The following is an 11,111-nucleotide window of genomic DNA, read 5'->3' on the forward strand; positions in this document are numbered from 1 at the left end:
CGCGCGCGCACCGCATAGGTGTGCTCGGCCAGCACCCGCGCCAGCGCCGCAGCGCCGATCGCGCGGGCCCGCTCGGGGGTGAGCGCGGCCAGATGCTCGGCAACGTCGCGGCCGTCGCGGGCGACCAGCACTTCGGCACCGGGGGTCAGGAACTGCTCGATCCCCTCCCACGCGTCGGTGATAAGGCAGGCGGCCGCGCCTGCTGCCTCGAACACGCGCGTCGCTGGCGAGAAGCCAATGCTCGCCATCGAGTCGCGCGCGACATTCAGCACCGCCTTGGGCGTGCAGTTGAAGGCGTTGTGCTCGGCGGTGTAGACATGGCCGCGGTGGCGGACATTGGCCGGCATCGCCTTGCTCTCCCAGCCATTGCCGCCGATCAGGAAGCTTCGTTCCGGCAGCGCCGTGGCGGGCGTGAGGAAGAACTCCTCCACGCGGCGCTCGCGATCGGGCAGGCGATTGCCGAGGAACGCGAGGTCGCAGGCGAAGCGCTCGTCGGGCGGCACCGGATGGTGGGTAGCGGGGTCGAGCGCGTTGTAGACCGGCACGCACTCGGCCGCGCCGAACCCGGTATAGACGTCGATCACCGGCGGCCCGCCGCCATAGGTCAGCACGAGGTCCAGGTCGGGTAGCGCGCGCAGCACCGGATGCGACGGGTCGCCGCGCATCTCGTCGAGGGTGGCGGCGGCGTCGACGTCCCAGAAGATCTTCAGCGCTCCCGGCCGCGCATGGCGGGTGATCCCCTCGATCAGCTCGGCATCGAACACGCCGACGCCGCTCGCCTTGACGACGATGTCCGCCGCTGCCGCTTCGGCGAGAACGCCGCGCAGCCCCTCGGCCGTCGCGGGATAGACGACCGAACGAGCATAGGCCGGCGGGTCGATGTCGCGATGCTGCTGCCGGTCGAACGCGTCGGGCTCGTAGAAGACGATGTCATAGCCATATTCGGCCAGCGCCGACAGAATGCCGCGATAATAGGTTGCCGCGCCGTTCCAGTAGGAGGAGAGCAGGCTGGAGCCGTAGAAGGCGATCTTCACGCAGCGTTCTCCGAAACGGCGGCCGGGATGCCCAGCGTGTCGACGATCGCGAGCAGCTCGTCGACGCGGTAGGCGCAGGTGTGGCGGGTGCGGATGGTGTCGAGCCCCGACGCGACCAGCTCCGCGCGCAGGTCGGCATCGTCGCGCAACGCCGACAGGTGGCGCGTCATCGCGTCGCCATCGGCGGCAACGAGGTAATCCTCGCCCTGGCGGAACAGCTCCTCCGCATCGTCCCAGGGCGCGGAGACCAGCGGGATGCCGCAGGCCAGCGCCTCGAACATGCGGATGGTCGGGATGCCGGGCAGTATCGTCGCATAGTAACGCCGCGGGACATGCACGGTGGCGAGGTGGCGCGCGAAGATCGCCGGGGCTGCGGCGTTGGGAACCCAGCCGTGATAGCGTGCGCCATGGGCGGCCAGCATCGCCAGCGCCTCATCGGGGTAGCGCACGCCATAGATGTCCAGCGACAGTCGCGCGGCGGCGGCGGGAGCGAGCAGGAAGCGTTCCAGCTCGGCGGTGCGCTCACCATCGCCCCAGTTGCCGATCCACACCAGCCCCTCGCGCGTGCCCTCGTCGGCGGGAGGGTGGAACAGGCGGGTGTCGGCGGCCTCGTGCCAGGTCCAGACGCGGCCCTGCCAACCCCAGTGGCGATAGACTTCGCTCAGGGCTTCGCCGAACGCCAGCACGCCGTCGTACCCGGACAGGTCATAGGCCTGCATTTCGTCCGGCGCGCTGACCGCACGGTGGTGGGTGTCATGGAACAGCAGCCGAAAACCGCCGTCGGCCTGCCGCAACCGGCCCAGTGCGGCGACCAGCGCCGGGTCGTTCCATTCATGGACGATCACCAGGTCGGCACGATCGACCAGCGGTTCCAGCGCTGCATCCGGCTCGACGGCGATCGACGCCAGCTCGGGGTAGAAACGGCGGAACGGCTCCAGCCCCATGTCGCCGGCATCGGCAAGCAGGTTCTGCAGGCTCCAGTTGCCGGCAGGCTCGTATACGGTGACGTCGTGGCCCCGGGCGATCAGTTCGCGTAGGACGCCGCGTAGGAAATGGGCGTTGCCGTGGTTCCAGCAGGACAGCAGCGAATGGGTGAAATAGACGATCCTCATGCGGCGATGCGCGGCCTCTGCCGCAACAGGCCGGCGTAGATCGCGATCATCGCCGCGGCGGTGGCGGCCGGCGTGTAGCGCATTGCCCGCTCGGCCGCGAGCTGGCCCAGGCGCGCGCGCCGCTCGGGCTCGGCACGCAACGCCTTGATGGCGGTCGCCCAGCTGTCGGGCGAGGTATCGGTGACGAACAGCGCCGCGCCGTCCCACAGCTCTCGAAAGGTGGCGATGTCGGACAGGACCAGCGCGCATTCCGCCTGCGCCGCTTCCAACACCGCCAGCCCGAACGGCTCGAAGGAAGCCGCCGACACGAAGATCGGCCGCTGTGCCAGTTCCGCTGCCAGGTCGGCCGACGCGATCGTGCCGAGCAGCGTCAGGTGACGGCTCGCCACCGTCTCGCCGTGCGGCGCACTGACCGGGCCAGCGGCGCGCAGCGGCACTGGCAGGCGGGCCGCCACCGCGTCGAGCAGGGCGGTGTTCTTGACCCGGTCCCATAGCCGGCCGGCGGTGAAGACGTGGTCGGCCATCGTAGACGGCGCGGTCGACACCGGCGTGCGGCCGTTGTGAACGGCGATTGGTTTGCGTCTAAGCCCGTAGACGCGTTGCAGGATCGCAGCAAAGGCGGCCGATGGCGCGACTACGATGTTGGCCGCTGCCAATCCTTCGCGCGTCATCGCCACCTGCCACGCCAGCGCGCCGGGCAGCGGTGTCGTCTCGGCCGCGTCCCACCAGGTGCCGACACAGCCATGCGCGACCGCGACGATCGGGCAGGGGAAGCGCGCTGCGCCTGCCAGGCCGGGGCTGTTGAGCTGGATCAGATCGGCATCGATCTCCGACGCGAGGTTCGCGAGCCGCACGGCCGCCGCCCGCACCGAGTCAGGCCCCTCCGCTAGCCAGTCCAGCGGCAACCCGGTCTCGACGACCTGTATGGCAGCCATCAGCCGCCGCTGATCATCGTTCGGTGGTGGCCCGAACACCGCGACGACGGTTTCCACTTCATACGCTGTCAGCGCGTGCGCCAGCTCGGCCGCATATTGCCAGACGCCGCCGACGGCGTCGGCGGTCATCAGCAGCTTCACGCTGCCATTCCCGTAGCCAGTCCGGCTGCGAGCGGCAGGTTGAGCCGGCGTTCCTCCGCCAGCCAGCGCGCCAGCCGCGCCACTCCCTCTCGCCACGGCCTCTTCGCACCCAGTGCCAGCGCCGCCGTCGCCGCGCGGCTGTCGGCAACGAAATAACGCTGGTCGCCCGCACGCCAGTCGGCGAAGCTCACCTCGATGTCGCGCCCGGTAAGCTCGCCCATATAGGCCAGCAACTGGCGCAGGCTGATCGCGTTGGCAGGGCCGCCGCCCAGGTTGAAGGCGCGGCCCTTGACCGTCTCGATCGAGCGCCATGCGGCCAGATAGGCCTCGATCGCATCGGAGACGTCGAGGATGTCGCGCACTTGGTGACCGTCGCCGTACAGCGTGATCGGCTTGCCTTCGAGCGCGCGGATCAGGAAGTGCGCCACCCAGCCCTGATCCTCCGTGCCCATCTGGCGATGGCCGTAGATGCAGCTCATCCGCAGCACGCAGGTCGGCACGCCGAAGCTGCGCGCATAATCGAGTACATATTGATCGGCCGCGCCCTTGGAGCAGCCATAGGGGGTATGAAAGTCGAGCGGCCGCGCCTCGCTGATCCCGTAGGCGCGAACCTCGGCATCGACCGGCACATATGCCCCGTCCTCCAGCGCGAAATCGAGATCGGCGAGGTCGCCATACACCTTGTTGGTCGAGGCGAAGATCAGCGGCGTCGCGTCACCCCTGCGGCGGAGGGCGTCGAGCAGCGCGAAGGTCGCGCCGATGTTGATGTCGAAGTCCTCGCGCGGATCGGTCATCGACGTGGTGACCGCGACCTGTGCGGCGAGGTGGAACACCGCCTGCGCATCGGCAGCGGCGGCGGCGAGCGCGTGGTGGTCGCGCACATCGGCGTGGACGAATTCGATCGCCTCGCCATGCGTGCCGCGCAGCCAGTCGAGGTTGCGCTCGACGCCAGGCCGCGACAGCGCGTCGAACACCCGCACTTGGTGGCCATCGCGCGCGAGCCGGTCGGCAAGGTTGGAGCCGATGAAGCCCGCGCCGCCGGTGACCAGCACCGGAGCGCTGTTTATGCTAGCCTTGTCACCGTCGTCGCTCACGCGACAAGGCCTCGCGCTTCCAGCTCGGCGCGCATTTCCGCCACCTTGTCGGTCGCGGTCTGCCGCGCGACCCATTCGGCGAGCTGCGCCAGTCCCTCGCCGAAATCCTGGCGCGCCCGGAAGTCCAGCTTGGCGGCGGCCAGCGATGTGTCGCAGAAGCAATGGCGGATGTCGCCGATCCGCGCCTTGCCGACGATTTCCGGCTGGAGATCGTTCTTGCCCATCGCCCGGGCCAGCTCGGTCGCGACCTCGCGCACCGAGCGGTCGTGGCCGGAACCGATGTTGAAGGTGCCGCCGGCCGCCGCTGGCAGCACCAGCGCGTCGGCAAAGGCGCGCGCCACGTCGGTGACGTGGACGAAGTCGCGCCGCTGCTCGCCATCCTCGAAGATCATCGGCTGCTGGCCGTTGAGCAGCCGCGACGCGAAGATCGCCAGTACGCCGGTATAAGGGTTGGATAGCGCCTGGCCGGGGCCATAGACGTTGAACAGCCTGAGGCAGACGCCCTCCATGCCATAGGGGGCGGCCATGATGTGGGTGGTGCGCTCCTGGACGTACTTGTTGAGCGCATAGATCGACGACAGTGCCGGCCGCTTCCACTCCGGCGTCGCCAGCGGCGTCAGCGGGCGATCCTGCGCATCCACCGGCTCCCAGTTGGACAGCCCGTCCTTCAGGCCGTGGCGCTCGGCATCCTCCACCATCGTGCCGTCGGCGTCGCGATAGAGTCCCTCGCCATAGATCGACATCGATGAGGCGGTGACGACGCGGCGCACCGGCTGATCAATCAGCGCCTCGAACAGCACCGCCGTGCCGACGTCGTTGGTCGAGGTGTAGCGCTCGACCTCGTACATCGACTGGCCGACGCCGACCTCGGCGGCGAGGTGCACGACGCTGTCGACCCCCTTCAGCGCACCTGCCACTGCCGCCTTGTCGCGCACGTCACCGCGGATCAGCTCGGCCTCGGGGTTCAGCAGCGCCGACCCGTCGACCTCGCCATGCACCTGTTCGATCAGCGCATCGAGGACGCGAACCCGATTGCCCCGGCGCAGCAGCTCCTCCGTGACGAAACGGCCGATAAACCCGGCGCCGCCGGTGACGAGAACCGTCTCGCTCACGATTGAGCCCTGATCGAGATTAAGGACATGGCAAGGCTGGTGTTGTTCATGTTCATTCCAGCAGGTACTCCATAAGTGCCGAGCGGTCGCTTGCGCTGGCGGTCGACCAGCTTCTTCTACATTCCTTCTTGCCCGGATCGTTCCTGTCGCGCAACATGCTTGCGTCTGTCGATCGGAGAGGCTGCGAACTTCCCTTGGCGATCACGCTGCTTCTGATCCGCCACGCGGAGCATGTCGATTTCAACCTCAGGCTGTCGGGACGCCGCGAAGGCGTGGCGCTGAGCGAGCATGGCCGCGACCAGGCGGCGGCGCTCGCGGAGCGATTGGCGACCGAACGCATCGACCGGGTAGAAGCCAGCCCGCTCGACCGCACCCGCGCCACCGCCGAGGCGCTCGGGCCGGTGGTGGTCGAGCCTGCGCTGATCGAGATCGACATGGGCGAGTGGACCGGCCGCGCGCTCGACAGTTTCGGTGACGATCAGGCTTGGCGGGCCTGGAACGAGCATCGCGGCACGGCGCGGATGCCCGGGGGCGAGAGCATGGCGGAGGCGCAGGCGCGGATCGTCGCGCATATCGAGCGGACCGCGCGCACTTACGACGAGCAGACGATCGCGATGGTCAGCCATTCCGACATGATCCGCGCCGCCATTGCTCATGCGCTGGGGCTTTCGCTCGACAATCTGCTCCGCTTCGATATCGAGCCTGCATCGGTGAGCCGGCTGGTGGCCGGCGATTGGGGCATGCGGGTCGTGTCCATCAACGAGGGGGTGACGCATCATGGCTGACGGCGAAGCGTCGCTGCGCGACCGGGTGGCGGCGCTCGCCCCCTGGTTCCACAATATCGACCTTGGCGGCGGGGTGGTCACCGCGCCGGAGCATTTCCTGGGCGACTATCCGGCCTTCAAGTTCGCGCGCTTCGCCGACGCGCTGCCGACCAACCTTTCCGGCAAGAGCGTGCTCGACATCGGCTGCAACGCCGGCTTTTACTCGGTCGAGATGAAGCGGCGCGGGGCGGCGCGGGTGCTCGGCATCGACAGCGACGAACGCTATTTGGCGCAGGCGCGGCTCGCGACCGAGGTGCTGGGCTGGTCCGAGCAGAGTGGCGGCGTCGAGTTCCGCAAGCTGTCGGTCTATGACGTCGCCGCGCTGGGCGAGCGGTTCGACCTCGTGATCTTCATGGGCGTTCTCTACCACCTGCGCCATCCGCTGCTCGCGCTGGACCTGATCCGCGAACATGTCGTCAGCGAGGAGGGCGGCCTGCTGCTGTTCCAGACCATGCAGCAGGGCGGCAACACCATCGCCGAAGTGCCGCGCGATCATCCGTTCTTCGCGCCCGGCACCTACGATGCGCCGGACTATTTTATCGAGCCGGGCTATCCGGCGATGCGCTTCATCGAGCATCGCTTCGCCGGCGACTGGACCAACTGGTGGGCACCCAATGCGGCGTGCAGCGCGGCCATGCTGCGCGCGGCCGGCTTCACGATCGAGGTGCAGCCGGAGGAGGAAGTGTATCTGTGCCGGGTGGCATCGGTGCCGTTCGGTGAGTACGGACCGGCAGTGGTCTATCCGGCACACGGGCCGGCGACAGAGCCGGCTTTTGGGGAGGCGAAGCGTTGATCGAAGCGGCGATGATCTGGAACGAGCCCAACAACAAGTCCCATTGGGACATGGGCCTCGATCCGGACTGGTCGATCTATGCCGACACGGTGACCCGTGCCGGCCGCGCGATCCGGCGGGCGAACCCGGCGATGACGCGGGTGCTGGGCGGCATGTCGCCGATCGACCCGCTCTGGCTGCAGCGCATCGAGGGGCATGGCGGCCTGGCCGAGGTCGATGTGGTCGCGGTGCACGGCTTTCCGCTCGACTGGAACCTGTGGCCGATCCACGCGTGGCCCGACAAGGTCGCCGAGATCGAGGCGGTGACCGACAAGCCGATCTGGGTGACGGAGGTCGGCGTCGGTTCGTTCGGGGCGGAGGAGGTGCAGGTGTTCGGCCTCAACCGCACCGCCGAGCTGCTGATCGGGCGGGTGCCGCGGGTGTTCTGGTACTCGCTGTTCGACCTGCCGATGGCGTGGGGGGCGGAGACCCGGCACCGCGAGGCGGAAGGGTCGAGCTATTACCGCCACTTCTACATGGGGCTGATCCGCGAGGACGGCACCCCGAAGCCGGCGCTGGACGATTATGCGCGCGTCGCCGCCGACATGGGGCTGATGCAGTGGTTCCACTATAACGACCCGCGCCTCGACGACGCGGTGGCGTGGATGAAGCGGCTGGGCACGACCAAGCTGCGCACCGGGCTCAGCTGGGCAGACAGCTTCCGCCCCGATGCCACCGACTGGTTCGACCGGCAGATGGACGCGCTGGCCGACTTCGACACCACCGTCACCTTCTGCTTCACGCCCGAGCATCTCGGCGTCGAGCCGCACCACACCAGCCCGGCACGGGACCCGCAGGCGTTTGCGGATTTCTGCGCCTGGGCGATCGAGCGTTACGCGCCGGCGCGGGTCGCAGCGGCCGCCACCGCGAGATGAAGGCCGTGGACGCGATGCAGGCGGCGGTGCTGACCGGACCGGCCGCGCTGCGCTTCGACACCGTGAAGCTGCCCGAGCCGGGCCCGGGCGAGGTGCGGATCAGGCTGGAGGGGTGCGGCGTCTGCGCCTCCAACGTCGAGCCGTTCGAGGGCCAGCCCTGGTCGACCTATCCCGGCGAGCCGGGCGGGCTGGGCCATGAGGGCTGGGGCGTGATCGATGCGGTGGGCGGCGGAGTGGGCGACCTCACCGTCGGTGAGCGGGTGGCTGCCCTCGCAGGCCATAGCTTCGCGGCTTATGACGTGGCGCGCGCCGATCAGGTGGTAAGGCTCCCGGACGCTCTGGCCGGCCAGCCGTTCCCGGGCGAGCCGCTGGGCTGCGCCTTCAACATCTTCCGTCGCAGCGATATCCGCGCCGGACAGACGGTGGCGATCATCGGTATCGGTTTTCTCGGCGCGGTGCTGACCCGGCTGGCAAGCGAAGCCGGCGCGCGCGTCATCGCCATCTCGCGCCGCCAGGAGTCGCTGGACCTCGCCGGCCACTATGGTGCCGCCGAGACGGTGCCGATGAACGATCACTACGCGATCATCGAGCGCGTCCGGGCGCTGACCGACGGGCGCGGTGCCGAGCGGGTGATCGAGGCGGTCGGCAAGCAATGGCCGCTCGACCTCGCCGGCGAGCTGGTCGCAGAGGGTGGCCGGCTGGTGATCGCCGGCTATCATCAGGACGGCCCGCGCCAGGTCAACATGCAGGGCTGGAACTGGAAGGGCATCGACGTCGTCAACGCGCACGAGCGCGACCCCGCCGTTGTCCGGCGCGGCGTCGAGGAGGCGGTCGCGGCGGTGGCGAGCGGTCGGCTGGACCCCACGCCGCTCTATTCGCACCGCTATCCGCTCGACCGGCTCGGCGAGGCGCTGGCGGCGACGCGCGACAAGCCGGCGGGGTTCGTCAAGGCGCTGGTGACGTTCGCGTGACCAGGCCGCGCGTGGGTTTCCTGGGCGTCGGCTGGATCGGCCGCCACCGGCTGCAGGCGATGCTGGCGACCGACGCCGTAGAGGTGGTGGCAGTCGCCGATCCCTCGCCCGAAATGGTCGCCGAGGCGCTGGCGATCGCTCCCGGCGCGAGGGCGGTCGCCGATCTCGACGCGATCCTGGCACTCGCGCCCGAGGGAGTGGTGATCGCGACGCCCAGCGCGCTCCACGCCGACCAGTCGATCCAGGCGCTCGACGCCGGCGCGGCGGTGTTCTGCCAGAAGCCGCTGGGACGAGACGAGGCGGAAGCCGCGCGGGTGGTCGCGGCGGCGCGGGCGGCCGACCGGCTGTTGTCGGTCGATTTCTCCTATCGCGTCACCGCCGGTATGCAGGCGATCGCCGCGCTGGTGCGCTCCGGCGAGCTGGGCCATGTCTTCGCGGTCGATCTGGTGTTCCACAACGCCTATGGCCCCGGCAAGCCGTGGTTCTACGACCGCGCGCAGTCGGGCGGCGGCTGCGTCATGGACTTGGGTGTGCATCTCGTCGATCTGGCGATGTGGACGCTCGGCTTCCCGGCGCTGGACGGCGCGGTGGTGGCGCAGCTTTTCGCCAACGGTGCGCCGCTCACCGGCGATGCGGTTGAGGATTTCGCGACTGCCGCCTTCACGCTCGCGGGCGGAACAGCTGTGCGGCTTGCCTGCTCTTGGCGCGCAAACACAGGCCGCGATGCCGAGATCGGCGCGACCTTCTACGGCACCGCCGGCGGCGCATCGCTGCGCAATGTCGGCGGCTCCTTCTACGACTTCACCGCCGAGCGCTATCGCGGCACCGCGACCGAGACGCTGACGACCGGCCCCGACGACTGGGGCGGCCGCGCCGCCGCCGACTGGGCGCTGGCACTGGCACAGTCGCCGCGCTTTGACGCCGCCGCCGAGCGGCTGGTCGAGGTCGCGGCCGTGCTCGACGCGATCTACGCCGGCTAAAGCCGGCTGCGCACCGCCAGGTCGGCGAAGTCGAGTTCCTCCTCCAGCAGGTGGAACGCGTCGTCGCCGATCGTCGCGTCGCGGCGCAGGTCGAGCAGTCGTTGGCGCTGTACCTCCAGCACCTGCGCGCGCAGCACCTTGCCCGACAAGGTGGCGCGGCCGTCGCCATTGTCGGCCTCGACCGCGGCGCGCCGTTCCTCCTCGAAGCGATGGCGCAGGGCGAGCGCATCCTCGTCGTCGCGGTCGGCCAGCATGTCCAGCCCCGCCTCCGCCAACGTCGCCCGCGCCGTCCGGACCTCCTCCTCCACCGGATCTTCCTCGTCGATGTCCAGCGCGAGAACCAGCGGGCGCAGCGTCAGCCCCTGGATCAGCAGCGTCCCCAGCGTGACCGCGAAGGCGGTGAACAGGATGATGTCGTGCTGCGGAAAGTTGCGGGGTAGCGCCAGCGCCGTGGCGACGGTGACGATCCCGCGCATTCCGCACCAGCCCGCGATCGCGCTGCCTTGCCAGCTACTGCGCGCATAAGCCGGCGACGGCTGCGCACCCGGCCGCCCCTCGCGCCAGCGGATCACGGCAGTCGCGCCCATCACCCAGGCAAGGCGCATGACGATGACCGTCGCCAGCACCGCGCCGCCGACGATCGCCCAGCGCTCGACCTCGCCGCGCTCGGCATGGCGGATCAGCGGCCCGAGCTGCAATCCGAGCAACACGAAGGCGAGCGCGTTCAGCACCACCACTGCCGTTTCCCACACGGCATAGGCCGCCACCCGCTCATGCGCGGGCGTCTCGGCCGGGGCCATCCTGGCGGTGGTGAGGGCATAGGTAACGATCGTCAGGATCGGCGACAGGCCCAGCCGCTCCGCCCCCACCCAGATGCCGAAGGTGCCGACGAACTGGATGATGATCGAGCTGGGAACATGCTGGACCCGCCGGATGACTCGCGACCAAGCGAATGCGAGCACCGGCCCCGCGACCAGGCTGCCCAGTACCGACACTAGGAAGGCGGGCGCGATGACCTCGGTCTGCAGCGTTCCCCCCGCCATCGCCGCGCCGACCGCCAGCCGGTACAGCAGAAGCGCCGAGGCGTCGTTGAGGAGCGACTCGCCGCCCAGGATCACCTTGATCCGGTGCGGTGGCCGCGCGGTCTTGAGCACCGCCATCGCCGCCGCCGCGTCGGGCGGCGCGACGATCGCGCCGAGCG

The 11,111-nt window shown here is 69.5% G+C and carries 11 protein-coding genes; 5 read left to right on the plus strand and 6 right to left on the minus strand.

Annotated features, from left to right (window positions below):
• The 5 genes from HUU96_RS04880 to HUU96_RS04900 all read right to left on the minus strand — a co-directional run.
• The coding region (locus HUU96_RS04880; RefSeq protein ID WP_174291734.1) for a CgeB family protein at nt 1-1,034 on the minus strand (1,034 nt) is incomplete at its 3' end.
• Nucleotides 1,031-2,146 (minus strand): CgeB family protein, encoded by a 1,116-nt coding sequence (locus tag HUU96_RS04885; protein WP_174291735.1) that lies wholly within the window; start codon nt 2,144-2,146, stop codon nt 1,031-1,033. The genes HUU96_RS04880 and HUU96_RS04885, both read right to left, overlap by 4 nt.
• The gene (locus tag HUU96_RS04890; RefSeq protein WP_254605005.1) at nt 2,143-3,222 is read right to left on the minus strand and encodes a glycosyltransferase family 4 protein; all 1,080 of its coding nucleotides are present in this window, start codon (nt 3,220-3,222) and stop codon (nt 2,143-2,145) included. The genes HUU96_RS04885 and HUU96_RS04890 overlap by 4 nt, the downstream gene beginning before the upstream one ends.
• Nucleotides 3,219-4,316 (minus strand): SDR family NAD(P)-dependent oxidoreductase, encoded by a 1,098-nt coding sequence (locus HUU96_RS04895; protein ID WP_254605006.1) that lies wholly within the window; start codon nt 4,314-4,316, stop codon nt 3,219-3,221. Before HUU96_RS04895 ends, HUU96_RS04890 begins: the two co-directional genes overlap by 4 nt.
• Nucleotides 4,313-5,428: an NAD-dependent epimerase/dehydratase family protein gene (locus HUU96_RS04900; RefSeq protein WP_174291737.1), complete on the minus strand. Its 1,116-nt coding sequence runs from the start codon at nt 5,426-5,428 to the stop codon at nt 4,313-4,315. Before HUU96_RS04900 ends, HUU96_RS04895 begins: the two co-directional genes overlap by 4 nt.
• Nucleotides 5,429-5,622: 194 nt before the next feature.
• Between HUU96_RS04900 and HUU96_RS04905 the strand changes: the two genes are divergently transcribed.
• The 5 genes from HUU96_RS04905 to HUU96_RS04925 are packed head-to-tail and all read left to right on the plus strand — an operon-like array spanning nt 5,623 to nt 9,910.
• Nucleotides 5,623-6,213: a histidine phosphatase family protein gene (locus HUU96_RS04905; RefSeq protein ID WP_217430266.1), complete on the plus strand. Its 591-nt coding sequence runs from the start codon at nt 5,623-5,625 to the stop codon at nt 6,211-6,213.
• On the plus strand, nt 6,206-7,045 hold the full coding sequence (locus HUU96_RS04910) for a TIGR04290 family methyltransferase (protein WP_174291739.1): 840 nt from the start codon (nt 6,206-6,208) through the stop codon (nt 7,043-7,045). The genes HUU96_RS04905 and HUU96_RS04910 overlap by 8 nt, the downstream gene beginning before the upstream one ends.
• The gene (locus HUU96_RS04915) at nt 7,042-7,959 is read left to right on the plus strand and encodes a glycosyl hydrolase (RefSeq protein ID WP_174291740.1); all 918 of its coding nucleotides are present in this window, start codon (nt 7,042-7,044) and stop codon (nt 7,957-7,959) included. Before HUU96_RS04910 ends, HUU96_RS04915 begins: the two co-directional genes overlap by 4 nt.
• On the plus strand, nt 7,956-8,930 hold the full coding sequence (locus HUU96_RS04920; protein ID WP_174291741.1) for an MDR/zinc-dependent alcohol dehydrogenase-like family protein: 975 nt from the start codon (nt 7,956-7,958) through the stop codon (nt 8,928-8,930). Before HUU96_RS04915 ends, HUU96_RS04920 begins: the two co-directional genes overlap by 4 nt.
• Complete coding sequence (locus HUU96_RS04925; protein WP_174291733.1) at nt 8,927-9,910, plus strand: Gfo/Idh/MocA family protein; 984 nt, start codon at nt 8,927-8,929, stop codon at nt 9,908-9,910. Before HUU96_RS04920 ends, HUU96_RS04925 begins: the two co-directional genes overlap by 4 nt.
• Here the strand turns inward: HUU96_RS04925 and HUU96_RS04930 are convergent.
• Nucleotides 9,907-11,111, minus strand: a 1,205-nt coding sequence (locus HUU96_RS04930) for a cation:proton antiporter (protein WP_174291742.1), incomplete at its 5' end; no start/stop codon positions are given. The genes HUU96_RS04925 and HUU96_RS04930 overlap by 4 nt on opposite strands.

The sequence above is a fragment of the Sphingomonas bacterium genome, from assembly GCF_903644135.1.
Taxonomy (GTDB): domain Bacteria; phylum Pseudomonadota; class Alphaproteobacteria; order Sphingomonadales; family Sphingomonadaceae; genus Sphingomonas.

What these genes read in the sequence shown, in the direction of transcription:
- HUU96_RS04885 (WP_174291735.1), bottom strand. Translation starts at nt 2,146, where the DNA reads ATGAGGATCGTCTATTTCACCCATTCGCTGCTGTCCTGCTGGAACCAC.
- HUU96_RS04910 (WP_174291739.1), top strand. Translation starts at nt 6,206, where the DNA reads ATGGCTGACGGCGAAGCGTCGCTGCGCGACCGGGTGGCGGCGCTCGCC.
- HUU96_RS04920 (WP_174291741.1), top strand. Translation starts at nt 7,956, where the DNA reads ATGAAGGCCGTGGACGCGATGCAGGCGGCGGTGCTGACCGGACCGGCC.